Genomic DNA, 19,784 nt, shown 5'->3' on the forward strand with positions numbered 1-19,784 from the left:
GATCAGTTCCTTTTCAGTATCTTGCCGATCTCTTGCTGAAGACGAGAGCGGGTGCGGTGCAGTGTCACGGCCACCGTGCCCTGGGAGGTTCCGAGCATTTCGGCGATCTCTTGATTGCCGTAACCCTCGAAGTAGCGCAGCACGAACATCTCAGCAGCGTTTTCGCTGAGGTTGGCGATGGCCTGGCGCAGCCAGCGGCGAATCTCCGCCGCCATCTGCTTCTGCTCCGGCCCCGGAGTGTCGTCGGGGGGCGGAAACACCACGTCTTCAAGCGAGATGCTGGCCGAGCTCTTGCGCGAGCGAAGCAGGTCGATGGCGGCGTTGACGGCCGCCCTGTGAAGGTATCCGGCAGGATTCTCGCCCAGATCGAGGGCGCCTTCACGCTTGAGCAAACGCATGAACACGGTCTGCATGACGTCTTCCGCGTCGGAAGGATTTCCGGTCACCCGGTAGGCGGCCCGAAAAACCGTCCGGTTATGGTCGCGAAAGACCTGCTCGAATTGCATGTCCGGCCCGGAAGCCGGAGTGTCCAAAGCGGCTGCGGTTTGCAACGCTTCCTCCTTTTTCTCGCTTCTACTCATAGAAACGGCCCTCCGGGTCAATTCTTAACAGTTTCGAGCAAGATACGGAACGCGGCAATGGAACCCTTGTATCACGAAGCCAAAAGCTGGTCAAAAGCCGTCGTTACAGGCATTTGTACGGGCGGATGAGGAAGAAAAGTTCCACAGGGAAGAAGAAAGCAGCCGCCGCCTCGACCCCCGGACACGGCCCGCCACACCCCCCAAAACGCTCATCCGGCGGCTTGGCCAGAGACGGGCGAGGGCAGGCGGCGGAACTCCAGGCGGATCTGATTCTTGAGCAATTCCAGCGCTTGTTCCTGGTCGCGTCCCAAAGCGCTGAAGGGCCGCACGCGAACAAACATGCCTTCTTTGGGAGCCTTGGCCGAAGCCATGACGAAGGGCCCCATTATCTCGGTTTCAATGGCGAAAATGATGCCTTTGTGCTCCCATTCCATGGGGCCGGATTATAGCCCAAGGCGCCCTCGGGAGTCCACGCCGCGGCGCCTGTCGCCAGCCTGAACTGCAAGACGATATATAATGGCGCCTTTTTCAGGAAAGGCGCGCTAGACCATGCGACTGGCATTGATCGGCATCACCTCTTCGGGCGTCAAGACCATCTATTCGGCCATCACCGGCCACGCCGAGTCGGGGGGAGGTTTCCGACCCTCTTCGGCACTCAACCGGCTGGCGGTCCTCAAGGTTCCCGACCCGCGGCTCGACTTGCTGACCGAGATCTTCAAGCCCAAAAAGAAAGTTGCGGCGACCGTGGAGCTGACCGAGTTTCCCGGGCTCCTGGGAGGATCCAAGACCGACGCTCAGGCGGTGGCCAAGGCCCGCGAGGCGGACGCGCTGGCTATCGTCCTGCGCTGCTTCAGCAGCGAGGTGGCGCCTCATCCCAAGGATTCGATCGACCCCCGGCGCGACCTGGATGACCTGGAGGCCGAGATGGTTCTGTCCGACCTGGCGGTGGCCGAAAACCGCCTGGAACGGCTCGCGGGAAGCGTCAAGACCAAAGCCGACGAGGACGATATGGCCGAGTACGCCGTCCTCAGCCAGGTTCGGGAACAGTTGGAGGAAGGCTTGCCCGTGGGCAGCCTCGACCTCAAGCCGGAAGAGCGCAAGCGCATCCGGGGCTTCGGCTTCCTCACCGCCAAACCCCGTATGCTCATTCTCAACATCGGGGAGGCGCAACTGGGAGAGGAGGAGTCCATCGCGGCACCTTTTCGCCGACAGGGATGGGTGGCCGAGGCCTTGTGCGGATCGCTGGAAGCCGAGCTGGCCCAGCTTGAAGAAAGCGAGCGGGGCGAGTTCATGAGCGACTTCGGAGTGGAGGAATTGGCCGCGCCGCGGGTGCTGGCCGCCGCCTACCAAGCTTTGGAGATCCGCACCTTCTACACCTATGGCGAGGATGAAACCCGGGCCTGGACGGTCCGGGCGGGCGACACGGCGGTGGACGCCGCGGGAAAAATCCACTCCGACCTGGCCAAAGGCTTTATCCGCGCCGAGGTGGTGGGCTGGCAGGACTTCCAGGAGCACCGCAGCATCAAGGAAGCCAAAGCGGCGGGAAAGTTCCGCCTGGAAGGCAAGGACTACTTGGTGCAGGAGGGGGATCTCATCATCATCCGCCACTCCGGCTGATAAACTGTCGGCGTGACTTTGAGTCCACAGGATCTGGAAGAGCTTCGAACCGCCAGGCAACTGCTGGAAGAGGTCAGCATCGCCGCCCGGCTGACTTCGGCTTTGGGCGCTCCCATCGAACGGGGTTTCAAGCTGCTGCCCGAGAAGTGGACGGGACGGGTCCACAAGGCCGTCGAGATTTCGCTGCAAAAGGCCCTCCAGGCAGCCGTCTTCAGCCTCAATCCCAACAAGCGGCCTTCCCGCTCCAAGGACCTCTTCCACAAGGCGGCGGCGGTCGGCTCGGGCGGAGTCGGCGGAGCTTTCGGCTTGGCCGGATTAACGGTGGAACTGCCCCTTTCCACCACCATCATGCTCCGCTCGGTGGCCGACATCGCACGCAGCGAGGGCGAAGATCTCAGCGACATTGAAGCCCGCCTCAGTTGTCTGCAGGTCTTTGCACTGGGCGGTCCCGACAAGGCCGACGACGCTGCCGAAACAGGATACTATGCCGTACGGGCAGCCATGGCCGCGGCCCTCAGCGAGGCCGCCGCCCACATCGCCCAACGCGGACTCGCGCGCCGGGGGGCGCCGGCCTTGGTGCGCTTCATCTCCATTATCGCCTCCCGTTTCTCGGCCAGCGTGGCCGAGAAAATCGCCGCCATGGCCGTTCCCGCCATCGGAGCGGCCGGAGGCGCCTTGATCAACGGCATCTTCATCCGACACTTCCAGCAGATGGCGAGGGGACATTTCAAGGTCCGCCGACTGGAACGCAAGTACGGGCCGGAGGTCGTCCGAAAGGCCTGGGAAAGCCTCGACAACCCTCCCCGAGATGCGGCCCCGGGGCCTCTCGAAACTTGAACCCGACCAAGCTTAGGGCGTATCTTTAATGGCTTGTCGCAGCAGTTGCGGCACTTGGCCGGCAACAAGGGAGAGCGGTTTGAGGCGAGTCGGAATCTACGGATGGGGGCTGGTGGCTCCCAAGTCACCCAACATTGAGGCCTTCAAGCGAAACCTCAGGCAAAACGAGAGTTGGCTGACGCCCTTTAACGGCTTCGGTCCCGACAACTTCCTGGTAGGGATGCCTCAGTTCGACTTCGGCGACTACCGCCAGTGGATCGACGAGCGCTTTTCTTCGGGGCGTTTTCAGAAGCTCTCCGAGAAAATGGATCTGTGCACCCAGTACGCCATCGGTGCTTTCGTGCAGGCGCTGGGACAGAACCCCGGACTGGAAGAGCTCCTCAGCGAGCTGGGAACCGCCGCCCACGTCTACATCGGCACCGGGCTCGGACCCCTCCCCACCATCCACGACGAATCGCTCAGGCTGCACAAAGCTCAGCGGCGCTGGAACCGTTTCTGGTCTGATCCATCCCGCAACGGCGCCCTCAAATCTTACCTGCAGGGATCGGAAACGGCCGAGGACGCCCCTCCGCCACCCGAGGACGTGCCCGAGGCAGCCCGCGACGAGGCCGAGAGCGCCTGGTGGAGCTACTGGAGCAAGCGCTCGCCGGAACTGCAGGAATATCTGCATGAGGTCCGCCAAATCGAGGCCATGAACGTGGAAGGCAATATCGAGCAGGCCAAGATCCGCGTCATCAAGCAGAAGCGCCGCCTGCACGCCCGCCTGCAGCAGAAGTGGGGCGCTCCCGATCCGCCCTGGACCGAAGTCTCCGCCAATCTGATCTGGAACATCCAGAACACCCCCGCCTCCCAGATCTCCATGCTGGGCAAGATCACGGGACTCTCAATGGCGCCCGTGGCCGCCTGCTCCACCTTCGGGGTGGCCCTCAAGCTGGCCATGGACGCCATCAACCGGGGCGAAGCCAAGGCGGTGGTGATGGGCGCCACCGATCCTCCTCCCCATGCGCTTACCGTCAGCGCCTTCTACAACGCCCGCGTCATCTCGGCCGACGCCGAAGTGTCCAAGCCTCTCAGCCGGCTGCGCGGCACCCACATCTCGGGCGGCTCGGTGGTGTGGATTCTGGGCGACTACGAGTATCTGAGCCAACGAGGCCTGCGTCCTCTGGGGATGGAACCGCTGGCGGTGGGAGTCTCCTCCGATGCCGACCACATCATCACGCCTTCGAAGGAAGGCCCCACCACCGCCATGCGCCAGGCACTGAGCCAGGCCGGCCAGCAGGCTCAGGACATCACCGAATGGGACCTGCACGCCACGGCCACGCCGGGCGACTATCTCGAGGTTGAAAACTTGCGAGATCTGGTGGGAGACGAAGTATTGATCACAGCCCGCAAAGGCACCTTCGGCCACGGCATGAGCGCCGGAGGAGGGTGGGAACTGACGGCGCAGTACCTCGGACACGAGGAGGGCGAAATCTTCCCGACCCCCTTGCCTGATCGGCAACTGCATGCCGAGATCCGCCGCCTCCATCAGCGTTTCGTCTTCGACGCACCTTGTGCGGTTTCCAAGGGTGTGGCGGGAAAGCTGTCGATGGGAATCGGCGGCATCAACGCCTGCGTCATCTCCCGTCCCTGGTGAGACAGGCGGCGAGGGCGAAGAGTACCGCCCCCGCCTGCTGATTTCGATTCAGCCGCCGCACCCTCTACCGCTCGGAAGGAACGAGACGCAGGTACTTCTTGTAAGACTCGGTGCCCTCACCCACCGCCTCCGGCACTTCGGGGGCGTCCACGGGAAAGGGAAAGATGAAGCTGAAGTCCGAGCCGTTGTCCTGGGCTACGCCGTGGCAGCCCATGCATCCGCCCATGTTGTACTGGTTGCCGCCGTAGTAGACGTTGGTGTAGGGCGTACCGTCCGTATTGAAATCGGTGATCAGCCCCTTGTTGTTGGAGCCGTCCGACACCTTGGGCTGCTGCTGGCCGCTGAAGACCTGCAGGTTGTAGTCGGTTTCAACCACGATGTTGGCCAGGTAGTAGGTGGCCGCGTCGGGCCCGGTGTAATCCTGTCCTGGAGTGGGCTTGTTGATGGGCAGCCACTGCACGTTGATGAGCTTGTAGTAGCCCCAGGGCGAGCCGCTCACCCCGTTGGCCTGGTTGTAGGAGGAAATGGCCGAATGGGCAGCCTGATTGGCATCGATCACGTCCTGAGGGATGGAATGCTTGCGCAAGTTGACGCACACGCTTCCCTGCGGTGAGGCCTCGCCCTCGGTGTTGTAATAGTAGAGCCTGTCGCCCGGAGTGCAATCAGCGCTGGAAGGCGACAGCACCTGAATGGAGTCCTTGTTGGCCGGGTTGGCGGAAACGGCGTTCTTGGAGGTGACGTTGGGATCCAGCGGAGTCGCGTTCTGATTGGCGACGATGTTTCCGTCGACGTCCTCAACCATGGTGCCGTCCGAGGTACGCAAGTTGTCCGCTTGCTCGAAGGTGGCGAAGATGAAGTAGGGAGCCGTGGGCGTCTTCTGAATGATGTGCAGAGCCATCATGGCCATCTCCACGTCGACGTAGCAAGGAGTTCCCGAGGCGTTGTTCTCGTAGTGGCGGACTGTGGCGGTATGGTAGCGGGAGGCGTCTTCCCCCGCTCCCAGCAGGCGCCAGGCGGTCTTGACTTCCACCGTCCCGCTGGGGAAGCTCACGTATTCGGTTGATCCGGCGGGCGGACTCGCGTTGTTGGTCTTCACGTAGTTGGCCGTGTTGGAGACGACCTGCTGCACATTGGAATCGAAATTCCACCACTTGTTGGCGGCCACGTAGGTGTACTCGACGCGGTTGGCCTTGGCCAAGTAGATGAACTGCTGGCCGGGCGCCGGAGAATCGGGCCCGATACCGGCGAACATCTGATTGAGGCCGATCTCATTGACCTCGTCGAGGTTGACGAAGGGGGTGCTGGAAGAGGCCGTGCTGCAGGGCTGGATCATCCCGTTGTTGCCGACCGTGTCGGGATTGTAGATGTATTGCGGCAAAGCGTCGAAGCCGTAGGACTGGCTGGCGTCGTCGACGTAGCCCGGGGGTGGACCGTTGTTGCCGGGGAAGATCTCCACCTTGTTGCGGTAGGTTTCCCACACCAGGGGACCGTCGCCTTGGCCGAAGAGGGCGTTGCTGTCGGCCACACCGCGGGTGTTGTTCTGACCCGTCTGGGCGACGGCCGGCCAATTGAGAGCGATGAATTCCTGCCAAGCGAAGGCCGAGGCCTGGGAAAGGTCGGCATTGGGTGCGCCGCCCGGAATATCGCTGGGCAAGTCAGGGCTGACGGTAATGGTGACGGCGGACGTTTCTTCTTCAACTAGCGCCTCGGGCTCGGATTGGCCTCCGCAGGCGGCAAAGAAACCGACCACGATGACCAGTCCGAGGCATAAGAGCAGAGGACGACAACTCACTAAGTGCTTCATGTTTTCTCCTTTAATCAATCCCGGATCCTGTTTCGGGCCCGGACATCTCTGCCCCCATACTGCCATTAATCGTCCCCAAATCCCGCAAAAAAATTATTGCTGCCGCGATTTACTTGAAGAAGGGAATGCTGAGGAGGGTTCGCCAGGGAAGCTTGCCACGACCATAAAAGGCCAAATCGATCAGTTCGCGCTGTGAGGCGGGACGTCTGTCGGTCAGCTTGAGGATCCGCTCCACGAAGACCGGATAGGCGATCATGTGAGAAAGCGCGTTGCAGATGCGGTAATTGCGCCTGAAATGACGCCGCACGCGACGATCATAAAGGAGGGCGGCTCGCTCGTCGAAGGTCCCCTCCTGCAACCAGGCGGCAGCGGCCTCGGCCGCCATTTCTCCGCTCTCCAGGGCTCCCTCGATGCCTTCGCCCGAAAAAGGATTGATCAAGCCGGCGGCATCGCCGGCCAGCATCACCCGGGGAAGGGCAATTTGGGGCAAATGGAGTCCCAGAGGCAGGTAGTGTCCCCGCGCCCTCCCCGCCTCGCGTCCCTTTCCCAGCATCCGGGCCAGGGGAGAAGAACCCTCCAGGAAGGAGTCGTAGAGTTGACGCAGCTTGCGTCCCTTGCGGCGCATCCAGGGCGTACGCATGCCGAGTCCCACGTTGACGCTTCCCGGTCCGGTGGGAAAAACCCAGGCGTAGCCGGGCAGCAACTCCTCCTCCCAACTGACGATAAGGGCTTGAGCGTCCTCCAGCGGCACTTGATCGTAATAGCCGCGGATAGCCCAGGCGCTGTGGGATTCCGCATAGTCCTGGGCGAAAAGGCTGCGCCGCACCAGCGAATAAGCCCCGTCGGCCCCGATGAGCAGACGCGATCTGTCGCTGGACCCGTCCTTCCAGCGGACGCTTACGCCTTCGCGGTGCGTCTCCACGTCGCGCAGCGCCGTTGCCGGGCGGAAGCAGGCTCCGGCCTGCTCGGCCCTCTCCACCAGCAAACGGTCGAGGCTGCGTCGGGGAATCACATAGCCTTCGTCTCCGAACTCCCGGGAAGCCCAGGGAATGGTGATGGAGCGCCCCCGCGGCGAGATCATGCGCACGCGCTCGATCCTCTGCCCACGGCGGCTGATGCGATCCAAAACCCCCATCTTTCGCAGCACCGAGCAGGAGCGGGGCGTACAGGCGTCACCGCAGGACTTGTCGCGGGGAAAGCGGCTGCGGTCGGCCAGCAACACCTTATGACCCTGGAGGGACATGAAATAGGCCGCCGCGCTTCCCGCCGGACCCGCTCCTACAACCACCGCATCCCAGGTTGCACTCATACGAATGGGCACTCTACTACAAAACCGGTGCAAATCGAAGCCCGCCCGCGGGTTCTCCCTGCGGCCCCCGGCCACCCCCTTGGCTGGCATAATGGGCTCATGAGCCTGCAAGAAGCCTACGCCGTGGTGGCCCGCCACTACGACACCGACTACCAGGCCCTCGGCTATGACGAAGACATCGACTTTTACGTCAACGCGGCCCGGCGATCCGGCGGTCCGGTGCTGGAGATGGGATGCGGCAGCGGACGCGTCCTGCTGCCGGTGGCAGAGGCGGGCGTCGCCGTCCATGGGATGGAGCTGTCGGGCGACATGCTTGAGAGGCTGGAAACGGAAGCCGGCCAGCTCGAAGAAGCGACCCGCCCACTGGCGACTTGGCAGCAGGGCGACATGCGCCGCGACCGGGCCCAAGGCCGTTATCCCCTGGTCACAGCGCCGTTTCGGGTCATCCAGCACCTGCTCACGCGCCAGGACCAACGAGCCTGGCTGCAAAACGTGGCCCGCCACCTGACCCCCGGAGGACGGCTCATTTTCGACGTCTTTCAGCCCGACTATTCCATCATTTCCGACGACTCCGGGGAACCCTTCAAGGAACTCGACTATACCGACAACGGCAGCGGGAAACGCATCACCCGCCATGCCCAGGTGCGCCATCAGCCCGAGATCCAACTCTTCGACCTCAAACTGGTTTGGAGAGAATACGACAGCCAGGGTCAGCAGACGGGCACCGAAGAGACCTCCTTCCGCATGCGCTGGTTCGTCAAGGGCGAACTGGAAAACCTGTTGGAACTGGAAGGATTCCGGGTGGCCGAGTTCTGGGGAGACTTCAAGCCCACGCCTTTCGGCCCCGGAGCCACCCAGCAGATCGTGGAGGCCGTGATGGACTAGGCCTCCGACCCGGCTACCTCCAGAGCCCGCCGGGCCAGCAGGGGGATAAGGGCCCCCAAGGCTGCGAAACGCTCGTCGCGGGTCTGGCCCCGCTGATAGCGGAAGTAGATTTGGGCCACGATGACGGCCACCCTGAAGAGTCCCAGCACATGATAAAAGGTCACTTGAGATCGAGAGCGTCCGCTGCGGTCGCAGTAGCGCTTGACCAGTTCCCGGCGCGAAGGAAAGCCCTGGCCGGGCATCATGGCCATAGCCTTCAGGGCCGGAGGGTCATCGGGCTCGCTCCAGTAGGCCAGAAGCGCGCCCAGGTCTGAGAGCGGATCGCCCAGCGTACACATGTCCCAATCAAGGACCGCCACAACCCGGCTGGGATCGTCATCGGCCAACATGACGTTGTCCAGCTTGTAGTCGTTGTGGACGAGGGAGGCCGAAGCGTCCTCGGGCAGGTTGCCGCTCAGCCAGCCATAGGCCGACTCCATCTCGGGACGCTCCTGGTCCTGAGCGTTCTGCCAGCGTTCCCACCAACCCTCCACCTGGCGTTCGATGAACCCGTCGGGCCGCCCCAGGTCCTGCAATCCCAGGGCCCGATAGTCGACCGAGTGGAAGTCGACCAGGGTGTCGATGAGGGCCTCGCTGATGCGCAGTCCGGCCCCCGAAACGTCCCTGAATACCCTGGGCATGCGGCGCCGCACCACGACGCCGCGGCACCTTTCCATGATCAGAAAGGGGGCCCCTATCACACTTTCGTCGCGGCAAAGCAGAAAGGCCCTGGGCGCCGGGGGAAAGGCCCGGTAAAGGACGGAAAGCACTTTGTATTCGCGCGCCATGTCATGGGATGAAGGCGCCACCGGGCCCAGCGGCGGCCGCCGCAGCACGTAGTGACGTCCCTGAAAATCGAGCAGATAGGTGAGGTTGGCGGCACCCCCTCCGAACTGGCGCACCGCAAGGGGCTTTTCGGCTCCTTTGAGACGTCCCTTCAGGTACTTGTGCAGCTTTTCGCTGTCGAAGCGCTCGTCAGGACGTACTTCCATGGTCTCGTCGTACTCGTCGATTCCCATCACGCCAGCTTCACGGACGACGCCTGAACTGTCAAGATAAGGCTCATGGACTTCTCGATCCCCGAACGCGTGCAGAAGCTGCTGAACGAGACCCGGGCCTTCATGGATGAACGCGTCCTGCCGCTGGAGGAGCGCTTTCGCAACGGCCCCTTCAAAGAACTCGAGGAACCCCTTCGACGAGCCCGCCAGGAGGTGCGCTCCCAGGGCTGGTGGCTGCCCCAGATCTCCCGCCGGTGGGGAGGCATGGGTCTGAGCTGCCTCGAGTTCGGACTGCTGGGCGCCGTGCTGGGGCGCTCCCCGCTGGGCCACTACGCCTTCAACTGCCAGGCTCCCGACGCCGGCAACATGGAGATCCTCATCTCCCAGGGCAGCCAGGAGCAGCAGGAACGCTACCTGCAACCCCTCCTGCAGGGGAGGACGCGGAGCTGCTTCGCCATGACCGAACCCGAGCACGCCGGTTCCAACCCGCTCTACATGAGCACCCATGCACGTCTCGACGACCAGGGCTGGCTTCTGCAAGGCCACAAGTGGTTCGCCACCGCCGCCGACGGAGCCGACTTTGCAATCGTCATGGCCGTCACCGATCCCCAGGCGGAACCCCGTCAGAGAGCATCCATGATGCTGGTGCCCCGCGGCCTTGAGGGCATGCGTCTGCTGCGCAACATCCCGGTGATGGGCCATGAGGGCGACGGCTGGGCTTCTCACGGAGAACTGCTCTTCCGGGACTGCCGCTTGCCTCCCGAGGCACTGCTGGGCCCAAGAGGAAGCGGCTTCGCCATCGCCCAGGAGCGCCTGGGGCCGGGACGCATTCATCACTGCATGCGCTGGATCGGCATCTGTGAAAGAGCCTTTGAGATGATGGTCGAACGCGCCGCCCGGCGCACCTGCGCACCCTCCAAGCCGCTGGCCTCGCGCCAATTGGTTCAGGACTGGATCGCCACCTCGCGCATGGAAATCAACAGCGCCCGCCTGAGCGTCCTGCAAGCGGCCTGGGTCATCGACAACGAGGGCGCCAAAGCGGCCCGTCAAGAGATATCCTGCATCAAATTCCAGGTAGCCGGAGTGCTGCAAAGAGTGCTGGACCGGGCCATCCAGGTCCACGGCGCACTGGGCGTGAGCGAAGACACTCCCCTGGCCTGGCTGTGGCGCCAGGAACGAGCCGCCCGCATCTATGACGGACCCGACGAGGTCCACAAGCTGGCCGTGGCCAAGCAAGTCCTGAAAGAGTGGGAATCGAAAGGGGAAGGGTAAGCCCGCGCAACCCCAAAATAAAGAGCGGCGCCTCCCAAGTCGGGTCAGGGAGGCGCCGTTACGAGCTGGTATCGTTCGTAGTTACAGGTTGTACCGTTTGTCGTCTCTTGCCGTCCACACGACAAAGATGGCCCTAGTTTAGGGGCCGGGGCGGTAAATGTCTTGAAGAGCTTGCAAAATCTTGCAAACAAGTTGTAAACAAAGTGTTAAACCACCCGATTTCAGGCACTTAGGGCTGACGCCTGGCGTATACTGGCACAACCGCGGGCCGGCAAGCCCCGCACCATCAACCTACAGGTTATCCGAGGAATGAAGGAGAAACGACAACAGCCTGCAGCCGCCGCCAGAACGGGTTCGCCGGGTTTGGCCAACTGGAGCAAGCGGCGCCTCTTATGGGTGGGCTTCGCCGCCGTGCTGGTGCCGCTGACGGCGCTCATGCTGCTGCAGTACCGCTGGCTGGTCGACTTGCAATACAACTCGGCCTTGGCCCAGAAAGCGGCCATGCGGGGCTACGCTGATCTGGTGGCCGAGAAGGTCGAGTACTTCTTCCGCAAGAACGCCGAGAGGGCCTTGAACGTGCCCTCGGCCGTGCTGGAAAAGGACCGTCAGGACCAACTCAGCTACCTGCGCCAGAAGAAAAAGGACATCGAGGGAGCCCGTCTGCTCTTCCTCATCCGCTTTCAGGACGAGCGTATCGAGGAGGTTTTCTACGATCCGGCCAGCAAGCAGGAGGCCGAGCCCGTCAGAGTCGACCTGCTCTACTTGAAGACCCTGCATAAGTATGGCAAGACCATCGACTCGGAGTTGAAGGTGGACGACTCCGATCCCGACAACGCCGTCATCTTCAAGCCCATCACCGACGAGTGCTCGCGCCTGCTGGGCGTGGCGGGCATGCTGGTCGATACCGATTACTTGCGCAGCCACCATCTTCCCGACGTGATCCGCAAGACGCTGCCCTCCATGCCGCGCCAGGAAGACCTGGCCGTGCTGGTGCGGGACGGGGAAGGAAACCAGGTGTTCGCCGAGGGCGATCTGAAGACCCTCGAATTGCCCGACAAGGCCTGCGAGGTGAGCCGAAAGCTGCCCTTCATCTTCCGCACCTGGCAGGTCTGCCTGAGCAGCGGGTCGTCGACTCCCGAGCAATTGGCCCGGGCCAATTTTCTTTTCAACATGACCCTCTCGGGAGTGCTGGGCATCCTGCTTGCCGGAGGCGTCTTGCTGACCTTCCGCACCGCCGCCCGCGAAATGAAGCTCTCGGAGATGAAAAACGACTTCGTCTCCAACGTCTCTCACGAGCTGCGCACGCCCTTGGCCTCCATCCGGGTCTTCGGAGAAATGCTGCGTCTGGGCAAGGTGCGAGAGGCCTCCAAAGTACGCGAGTATGGCGAGTACATCGAGGCCGAGGGACGCCGTCTCAGCCAGCTCATCAATAACATCCTCAACTTCGCCAAGATCGAGTCGGGCCAGAAGGTGTACGAGTTCGAGTCCTGCGATCTGGAGAAGGTGATCGAGAAGGTCGTCTCCACCTTCAGGGTGCGCCTGCAGCATTCGGGAGTGGAGATCGACTTCAGCAAGCCGCTCGGTTCACTGCCGCCGCTGAACATCGACGGCCAAGCCGTCTCGCAGGCCATCAGCAACCTGCTCGACAATGCCGTCAAGTACTCCAACGGCGCCCGCCGCATCGAGGTGGCCCTGAAGCGAAGCCAGGACGAGGCTGTCATCAGCGTGCGCGACCAGGGAATCGGCATCTCCCGCGAAGAGCAGAGCAAGATCTTCGAGCGCTTTCACCGCGTCAGCACCGGTCTGGTGCATGACGTCAAGGGCAGCGGACTCGGCCTCTCCATCGTCCAGCACATCGTCAGGGCCCACGGGGGACGGGTCGAGGTCGAGAGCGAAGCGGGCCAAGGCAGCACCTTCTTCATCATCCTGCCGCTGCGTCCCGACGCCGCCAAGCAAACAACCCGCTCCGGCCCTGAAGCGATGGAAGGGGGGCCGCAGGCCGCCGGCGAAGGCAAGACGTCATGAAGCAAAGGGTGCTGATCGTCGAGGACGAAGAGGCCATGGGAGTGGCCCTGCGCGACGGATTCAAGTACGAGGGCTACGAGGTTTCCCTGGTCACCGACGGGGAGCGAGCGCTGGCCAATGTGCGCAACGGCAACCCTCATATCGTCATTCTGGACGTCATGTTGCCCAAGATGAACGGGCTGGACGTGTGCAAAGCCCTGAGGGCCGAAGACAACCGCGTCCCCATCATCATGCTGACCGCCCGCGGACAGGAAATCGACCGCGTGCGGGGGCTTAAGATCGGAGCCGACGACTACGTCACCAAGCCATTCAGCCTGATGGAGCTGCTGGCCAGAGTAGAAGCCGTGCTGCGCCGCAGTTCATCCGAGGCCCGCCGGCAGGAGGAGGAGGAAGGCCCTCTCCGATATTGCTGCGGAGATCTGGAATTCGATTTCCAGAAGCACGAAGCCAGCAAGAGCGGCCAGCCCATCGATCTCTCTCCCCGCGAATTCAGCCTCATGCGCTTCCTCATCCGCCACCGCGGACAGGTGATCTCGCGCGACACCCTCTTAGACGCCGTTTGGGGCTACGATTCAATCCCCTTCACCCGCACCGTCGACGCCCATGTGGCCAAGCTGCGCAAGAAAATCGAAGACCAACCCTCCGATCCACGCTACATCGTCACCGTCCACCGGCTGGGCTACAAGTTCACCGGCTAACCAGATAGACCGGGAACGGTCAGCAGCAGGATGAGGGCTAATGCACCCAGTGCCAGGCGGTAGAGAACGAAGGGCATCAGGGAGGCCGACTGCAGATAGCGCAGGAAGTACTTGATGCAGAGCCACCCGCTCAGGGCCGCGGCGGTCATGCCGGCGGCCAGCACGCCGAAAGCAATACTCCCCTGGGCGGAACTCAGCAGCTCGTAACTTTGCAGCGTGGCCGCACCGGCGATCAGCGGGGTGGCGATGATGAAGGAAAAGCGGGCCGCATCCCATCGGCGAAATCCCAGCAGCAGGGCGGCCGTAATCGTGATGCCCGAACGGCTGACGCCGGGAGCCAGCGCCAAAGCCTGAGCCAGACCGATGAGCAAGGCCGCCCTCAGACCCAGCGCTTCCCCGCCCCGTTCCTGAGAACCCTTAAGGTCGGCCAAGCCCAACAGCAATCCGAAGAAGATCAGATTGAAGACCACTACTTCGGGCCCCCGCAGCGCTTGCTCGATGAAGTCCTTGAGGAACGCCCCGGCCAGCGCGGCCGGCAAACTGGCCGCTATGATCTGTCCCCAAGTAGGAGTGTATTCGCGGGCTCGTCCCGGCGCTGAAGCCTCAGCCGTCCGGCCCAGCAAGCGGGCGGCCAGCCGCATCCAGTCACGGCGGAAGTAAACCAGCACCGCCGCCAGAGTCCCCACGTGCAGCATCACGTCGAAGGCCAGCCCCATGGGCTTCCACCCCAAGAGCCAGGGCAGCAGCAGAAGATGTCCGGAACTGGAGATGGGGAGGAACTCGGTCAGTCCTTGCAGAATTCCCAGGAGCAGGGCTTGAACGACCGGGTCTTGCAGCATCGGTGGGATTCTAACCTGTTTAGCGGTCGGGCGACAGCAGTTGGGCGAATCCCAGGCTCCAGATCTTGAGCATGGTCATTATGGAGTCGCGGCTGCCGGAACGGGGATGCAGCCAATAGAGGCGCAGGCGCACCGATTTCGACTCGACCACGTAGTTCTGCCAGCCCTCGATCTCTTCCCCGTCGGCCAGCCTTTCGGCCAGTTTCTCGGGGCATTGCCAGCGGTAGAAGATGTCGCCCGTCATGCGCCGATGGTCAATGACCAGCACGGCCCCTTCCGCTCCCGAGTTCTGGGCCGTCTGCTCGAAGTCAAGCCGGCGCAGTTCGAACTTGGCCTCCAGGCTTTCCAGGGCCGAGGCCAGCTCCTTGTCCATGCCTCTGCGGAAGAGGCGCTCCAAGCGCTCTACCAAAGCAGCTAAATCAGGTTCGCCGAGGAAAAAGTCTTTGAAGGTGGGAGGCCGGCCCTGGTAGAAATCGAAGAGTTCTTCGAAGCCCTCGGCCCTCACCCCGGCCATGCGGAACACTTCGCGGGGATCGACCTCGCAGGCGCGGGCGATGCGCAGACAGGAGTCCATAGTCGGCTGCCCCCCGTTCTTGGCCGAAAACCAACGGGCCACCGAGGTGTGCTCCACACCCAGGCAATCGGCGATCTTGCGCTGGCTTAAATCGGGAAAGGTGCCTCGCAGCAAGTCGGCAACCGTCTTGTAATCCCCCATCTTCTCTCGCAATTCGAGTCGCGAGACTCGTGTTTGTAACACCTTGCAACAATTTTTTTAATTTTTTTGTTGCAAGACAGTACACCATCCGCTATGATCTCTATGTCAGTAAGAATAGAGATGGCCACGAGCCTTTACAGCTTACCGCTTTTGCCTTCAATTTTCCACCCAATTGAAGGCTTTCGAGCCTGCCCGTGGTGAAAAGGGCTTTCAAGGCGTCCCTGCAGGATGTGTTGGGGACGTGGAAAGCACGATGGAAGGGGGGTCGCCGACAGCGATGCCCTCCTCGGGACAGGCATGGCGAAGGGTGGAGAATCCAGCTCGCCGCCATCAATATTCCGGAAGGGACGGCGTTGCGTGTTGCAACACGCAACGGGAACGGTCGCTAGAGAGGACCGCTTCGAAAGGGTGAAGGCGCCTTTGGCGTCGTTTCGAGCGGTCCCCATCTCCACACCGCGAAGTTATTCCGTCCACTGGTTTGCGCCAGCAGGTCTCGATAAGCGGCGTGCAGGGCCTTGCGGCAACTGCACGCAAGCTAATGGGTCCGGCTCTCTATTCCGATTTGAACAAAGGGAAGAACTGCGCCCGCGCGAGTCGCCGCTCGCCGGGCGATCAACGAAGGAAAGGCACGGGCCTTTCGCAAGGAGGGAGAAATGCGATCTACGGGAGCTATTAACAACTACGTAGCCCACCGCCTGAGGGAGGTGCGCACGGCAAAGAAAATGAGTTCTCAAGAGGTGGCGCGCCGCACTGGCATTGCCACCGGTTCCTATAGTTGTCTGGAAAACGGCTGGTATCGAATCAACCTGGACAATCTCTTCAAGATTCTCCATGCCCTCGACATCGACGTCACCGACGTATGGCCGCGTCCTAAGGATGACGCTCAGGGTCCCATCAACGAGGAATATTTGCGCAGCACCGTGCGCAAGGCGCTTGACGCCGGGCCGCGGGAAATGGAATTGGACGATGTGCTGGAATCGGTCTGCCAGGCCTTCGAAGTGAGCAAGGGCCAACTTCAGTCCAAGATGCGCAGCTGGGCCCGGCTCAGCCATGCCCGTGCCGCCTGCGGACTGCTGGTCAAGGAGTCGCCCAGCTTGAGTCTCACTGACTTGTGCGGATTGCTGGGATGCAGCCTCTCCTCCATGAGTCACCTCATGCGCCGTCACATGGATGCCCTCGACGAAGACGGCGAAATGGAAGAAGCCATGAGGCAAGCGCGCCGCATCCTGCGCCGGCGGCTCACCCGCGCCAAGGACGAGGCCGTTGATTCTCATTCCGAAGTGAGGGAACAGAAGGCGGGCTGACCGCCTTATCGATTGCCTCAGAACGGCCCCGCCGGGTGCTGGAGACACGCGGCGGGACCTGACATCAGAGTCCTGTTGGCGAGGACTTGATGATTGTCTTCCATTCTAGCGCAAGGGGGTTGTTGCAGCCGTGAGGCGGAGAGATTCCTGCCTCTGGCTTCCGCCTTTCAGCTCCTGCGGAAGACGTTCTCGCTTGACAGGAATGACAAGGAGAAGGTCATGAGCACACCCCCAAGAGCGCACCCCGTCAACGCTTTCGTCTGCACTTCCATCCGCCGCCTGCGCCAAGCCCGAGGACTCGCCATCGAGCGGGTGGCCGAGCGCTCGGGCATCCCTCCCGGCTCTTATTCCTGCCTGGAAACGGGGCGTTACCGCCTCAATTTGGAGAATCTCTACCGGATCCTGGCGGCCTTGGACGCCGATATCGGCGACGTCTGGCCTCAGCGCCCTGGAGACCGAAAATCTTCCCCAGAGGGCCCTCCTCAAGTGGAAGAGGCCGTGCGCCAGGCGGAACTGCGCCGTCCTCCAAGGGCGACTCTGGAGGACATACTGAAAGCGGTCTGCCGCACTTGTCTCGTCAACCGCCGCGAGATGGCTTCCCGCAAGCGTACGGCGCGGATATCCCGGGCCCGTGCCATCGCCTCTCTGCTGACCTGGGAATTGGGACATCTTACCCTCAGCGCCCTGAGCCGGGAGCTGCGCCGCGACGTCTCCTCCCTGAGCCACCAGTTGCGCCGTTTCAGGCGTCAGTTGAAAAGCGACAGCGAGTCGGCCGCCATCCTCCGCAGGGCGCGGCGGCAACTGGAAAAGGACCTGCGCAAGCGCCACATTCGGCGACAGCTACAGTAGCAGTCGCCGAACTCCCAAACTCCCAACCTCCAAGAACCAACTCACACGTTTCACGGGTTCCAGAGTTTCAGATTTGAGATCTTGGGTGATGGGAGTTCGAGCGCTAACCCGCGGGTTAGCGCTCGAAGGCTGCGTCGAAAGCCACTTCCGAGGGCTTGAAATCGATCTTGCGCACGAAGGCGCAGGCCTCGGCGGCGCCATGCTCGCGGTCCATTCCGATGTCCTCCCATTCCACCGAGAGAGGCCCTTGGTAGCCGATGGCATTGAGGGAACGCATGACCAGGTCGAAGTTGATCTTGCCTCGTCCCGGAGAACGGAACTCCCAGTAGCGGCGCAGGTCTCCGAAAGGCAAATGGCCTTCGAACACCCCGCTGGGCGCCGGCGAGTCGCTCCACCACACGTCCTTGACGTGCATGTGGAAGATGCGCCCCGGGAAACGGCGGATGAAGGCCAGATAGTCGACTCCCTGATAGCCGAAGTGGCTGGGATCGAAGTTGAATCCGAAGGCGGGATGGTTGTCCACCGCTTCCAGAGCCCGCTCGGCCGTGGCGATGTCGAAAGCGATCTCGGCCGGGTGGACTTCCAAGGCGAAACGCACGCCGGCTTCGGAAAAGGCATCGAGGATGGGCTTCCAGCGGCGCCCGAAGTCGGCGTATCCCTCATCGATCATCTGAGGCGGCACGGGAGGGAAGGAGTAATGCAGGTGCCAGATGGAGCTTCCCGTGAATCCGTTGACCACCTTGACCCCGAAGCGCTTGGCGGCCTTGGCGGTCTCGATCATCTCCTGGGCAGCCCGCCGCTTGACTCCCTCGGGGTCTCCGTCCCCCCACACGTGCTCGGGCAGTATGGCCTTGTGACGCTGGTCGATACGGTCGCACACCGCCTGGCCCACCAGGTGGTTGGAGATGGCATGGACTTGCAGCCCGTGGCGCTGCAGCAGTTGGTGTTTGGCCCGGCAATAGGCGTCGTCGGCCCGATCGACTTGAAAATGATCGCCCCAGCAGGCCAGTTCCAGCCCGTCGAAACCGAATTGGCGCGCCTTGGCGCACAATTCCTCCAAGGGCAGGTCGGCCCACTGGCCGGTAAACAGTGTGACGGGTCTAGCCATTGTTCCGCTCTCTTTCCGTGATGATTTGCCTCTTGCCTCCGTGGCTAGTCTTGCAGCGGGGTCCATTTCCGGGTGCTGCGGCTGCTGCGCAGCACGGCCTCGATGAAGCGCATTCCCCTCAGGCCGTCTTCCACGCCCGGAAAGTCGAGGTAGTCGGCCTCGGGTTCCCGCCCTTCCAAGCGGCAAGCCAGGGTCAGGGCGAAGCAGCGGTAGAGGTTGGCGAAGGCTTCCAGGAATCCCTCGGGATGACCCGAAGGCAAGCGGCAGTTGAAGCGCGTGCGCCTTCCCAGGTGCTCATAGTCGGCTCCGGCCCGCAGCACCTGACGGGGCTTTCCGTGCCATTTCACGACCAGGGTATTGGGATCTTCCTGGATCCAGTCCAAGCCGGCCTTCTCGGCATAGACGCGAATGCGCAAGCCGTTTTCTTCGCCGGCCGAGATCTGGCTGGCATAGAGGATTCCCCGCACTCCCCCTTCCAGTCTCAGGAGGACGTTGCCGTCGTCGTCCAATGCTCGTCCTTGCACGATGGAGGAGACGTCGGCGCAGAGTTTTTCGATTTTCAATCCGGTCACGTATTCGGCCAGATTCTCGGCGTGGGTGCCGATGTCGCCCATGCATCCGCTGGGCCCCGCCTTGTCGGGGTCGGTGCGCCAGTCGGCCTGCTTCTGTCCCTGGCGCTCGATGGGCTCGCTCAGCCAACCCTGGGGATACTCCACAACCACCTTGCGGATGCGGCCCAGGCGCCCTTCGCCGAGCAGGCGGCGGGCCTCCTTGACCATAGGGTAGCCGGTGTAGTTATGGGTGAGTCCGAAGAGCAGCCCGCTTTCCTCAACCGCCTCGACCAGCTTGCGGGCGTCCTCGATATTGGACGTCAAGGGCTTGTCGCACATCACCGCGAAGCCGGCTCGAAGGGCCGCCAGGGCTACCGGGAAATGGAGGTGGTTAGGGGTGACGACGGCCACGAAATCCATCCGTTGGCCGGCGGGAAGAGCGGCCTCGGCCTCCATCATCTGGCGGTAGTCGCCGTAGCAGCGGTCTTGGGGCAAGAAGAGTTCCCGGCCCGCCTCGCGGGAGCGCTGAGGATCGGAACTGAAGGCCCCGCACACCAATTCGATAAGCCCGTCCATGAGGGCCGCCCGGCGGTGAACAGCGCCGATAAAGGCCCCCGGACCGCCTCCAACCATACCCATGCGGATCTTCCGTTGCATGGCACTCTTTCTACCCGGAAAGGCCTCCAGGGACAAGTCATGGAGTCCAAAAAGAAAGCC

The 19,784-nt window shown here is 62.5% G+C and carries 18 protein-coding genes; 9 read left to right on the forward strand and 9 right to left on the reverse strand.

Going from position 1 to position 19,784, the window contains the following annotated elements; genetic code table 11:
• Positions 1-2: 2 nt before the first annotated feature.
• Together VLU25_06245 and VLU25_06250 are read right to left on the reverse strand one after the other, a co-directional pair.
• Entirely contained in the window at positions 3-581 is a 579-nt protein-coding gene (locus VLU25_06245; protein HSR67524.1) for a sigma-70 family RNA polymerase sigma factor, read from the reverse strand.
• Positions 582-790: 209 nt separating this feature from the next.
• Entirely contained in the window at positions 791-1,015 is a 225-nt protein-coding gene (locus tag VLU25_06250; GenBank protein HSR67525.1) for a hypothetical protein, read from the reverse strand.
• Between the two features lie 115 nt (positions 1,016-1,130).
• On the opposite strand from VLU25_06250, the gene VLU25_06255 reads away from it, so the two are divergent.
• The 3 genes from VLU25_06255 (at position 1,131) to VLU25_06265 (ending at position 4,671) form a co-directional block, all read left to right on the forward strand.
• Positions 1,131-2,198 carry a DUF933 domain-containing protein gene (locus VLU25_06255; GenBank protein HSR67526.1) on the forward strand — a complete coding sequence of 356 codons (1,068 nt, stop codon included), beginning with the start codon at positions 1,131-1,133 and terminating at the stop codon, positions 2,196-2,198.
• A 12-nt stretch (positions 2,199-2,210) separates the two neighbouring features.
• Positions 2,211-3,035 (forward strand): EcsC family protein, encoded by an 825-nt coding sequence (locus tag VLU25_06260; protein ID HSR67527.1) that lies wholly within the window; start codon positions 2,211-2,213, stop codon positions 3,033-3,035.
• A gap of 79 nt (positions 3,036-3,114) precedes the next feature.
• Positions 3,115-4,671 carry a beta-ketoacyl synthase N-terminal-like domain-containing protein gene (locus VLU25_06265; GenBank protein ID HSR67528.1) on the forward strand — a complete coding sequence of 519 codons (1,557 nt, stop codon included), beginning with the start codon at positions 3,115-3,117 and terminating at the stop codon, positions 4,669-4,671.
• A 64-nt stretch (positions 4,672-4,735) separates the two neighbouring features.
• Here VLU25_06265 and VLU25_06270 read toward each other — a convergent pair whose 3' ends face one another.
• Positions 4,736-6,475: a hypothetical protein gene (locus VLU25_06270; GenBank protein ID HSR67529.1), complete on the reverse strand. Its 1,740-nt coding sequence runs from the start codon at positions 6,473-6,475 to the stop codon at positions 4,736-4,738.
• Positions 6,476-6,584: 109 nt separating this feature from the next.
• The gene (locus tag VLU25_06275) at positions 6,585-7,784 is read right to left on the reverse strand and encodes a geranylgeranyl reductase family protein (protein HSR67530.1); all 1,200 of its coding nucleotides are present in this window, start codon (positions 7,782-7,784) and stop codon (positions 6,585-6,587) included.
• A gap of 99 nt (positions 7,785-7,883) precedes the next feature.
• On the opposite strand from VLU25_06275, the gene VLU25_06280 reads away from it, so the two are divergent.
• Complete coding sequence (locus VLU25_06280; GenBank protein HSR67531.1) at positions 7,884-8,669, forward strand: class I SAM-dependent methyltransferase; 786 nt, start codon at positions 7,884-7,886, stop codon at positions 8,667-8,669.
• Here the strand turns inward: VLU25_06280 and VLU25_06285 are convergent.
• Entirely contained in the window at positions 8,666-9,727 is a 1,062-nt protein-coding gene (locus VLU25_06285; protein HSR67532.1) for a phosphotransferase family protein, read from the reverse strand. The two genes, VLU25_06280 and VLU25_06285, sit on opposite strands and share 4 nt — an antisense overlap.
• A gap of 45 nt (positions 9,728-9,772) precedes the next feature.
• Between VLU25_06285 and VLU25_06290 the strand changes: the two genes are divergently transcribed.
• The 3 genes from VLU25_06290 (at position 9,773) to VLU25_06300 (ending at position 13,701) form a co-directional block, all read left to right on the forward strand.
• Positions 9,773-10,978 carry an acyl-CoA dehydrogenase family protein gene (locus tag VLU25_06290; protein HSR67533.1) on the forward strand — a complete coding sequence of 402 codons (1,206 nt, stop codon included), beginning with the start codon at positions 9,773-9,775 and terminating at the stop codon, positions 10,976-10,978.
• 309 nt (positions 10,979-11,287) lie between these two features.
• A complete protein-coding gene (locus tag VLU25_06295; protein HSR67534.1) occupies positions 11,288-13,003 on the forward strand; it encodes a HAMP domain-containing sensor histidine kinase in 1,716 nt (571 codons plus the stop codon).
• Positions 13,000-13,701: a response regulator transcription factor gene (locus VLU25_06300; GenBank protein ID HSR67535.1), complete on the forward strand. Its 702-nt coding sequence runs from the start codon at positions 13,000-13,002 to the stop codon at positions 13,699-13,701. Before VLU25_06295 ends, VLU25_06300 begins: the two co-directional genes overlap by 4 nt.
• Here the strand turns inward: VLU25_06300 and VLU25_06305 are convergent.
• Together VLU25_06305 and VLU25_06310 are read right to left on the reverse strand one after the other, a co-directional pair.
• Entirely contained in the window at positions 13,698-14,540 is an 843-nt protein-coding gene (locus VLU25_06305) for an undecaprenyl-diphosphate phosphatase (protein ID HSR67536.1), read from the reverse strand. The genes VLU25_06300 and VLU25_06305 overlap by 4 nt on opposite strands.
• 19 nt (positions 14,541-14,559) lie before the next feature.
• On the reverse strand, positions 14,560-15,255 hold the full coding sequence (locus VLU25_06310) for a helix-turn-helix transcriptional regulator (protein ID HSR67537.1): 696 nt from the start codon (positions 15,253-15,255) through the stop codon (positions 14,560-14,562).
• A 653-nt stretch (positions 15,256-15,908) separates the two neighbouring features.
• Here VLU25_06310 and VLU25_06315 point away from each other — a divergent pair.
• Both VLU25_06315 and VLU25_06320 read left to right on the forward strand, forming a co-directional pair.
• Positions 15,909-16,559: a helix-turn-helix domain-containing protein gene (locus tag VLU25_06315; protein HSR67538.1), complete on the forward strand. Its 651-nt coding sequence runs from the start codon at positions 15,909-15,911 to the stop codon at positions 16,557-16,559.
• Between the two features lie 219 nt (positions 16,560-16,778).
• On the forward strand, positions 16,779-17,408 hold the full coding sequence (locus VLU25_06320; protein ID HSR67539.1) for a helix-turn-helix domain-containing protein: 630 nt from the start codon (positions 16,779-16,781) through the stop codon (positions 17,406-17,408).
• A 115-nt stretch (positions 17,409-17,523) separates the two neighbouring features.
• On the opposite strand, the gene VLU25_06325 is transcribed toward VLU25_06320, so the two are convergent.
• Together VLU25_06325 and VLU25_06330 are read right to left on the reverse strand one after the other, a co-directional pair.
• The gene (locus VLU25_06325; protein ID HSR67540.1) at positions 17,524-18,516 is read right to left on the reverse strand and encodes a sugar phosphate isomerase/epimerase family protein; all 993 of its coding nucleotides are present in this window, start codon (positions 18,514-18,516) and stop codon (positions 17,524-17,526) included.
• Positions 18,517-18,560: 44 nt separating this feature from the next.
• Positions 18,561-19,724, reverse strand: coding sequence for a Gfo/Idh/MocA family oxidoreductase (locus VLU25_06330; protein HSR67541.1), 1,164 nt, complete (start codon positions 19,722-19,724; stop codon positions 18,561-18,563).
• Positions 19,725-19,784 lie beyond the last annotated feature (60 nt).

It is taken from the genome of Acidobacteriota bacterium (assembly GCA_035471785.1).
Classification (GTDB): Bacteria; Acidobacteriota; UBA6911; order RPQK01; family DATIPO01; genus JANQFM01.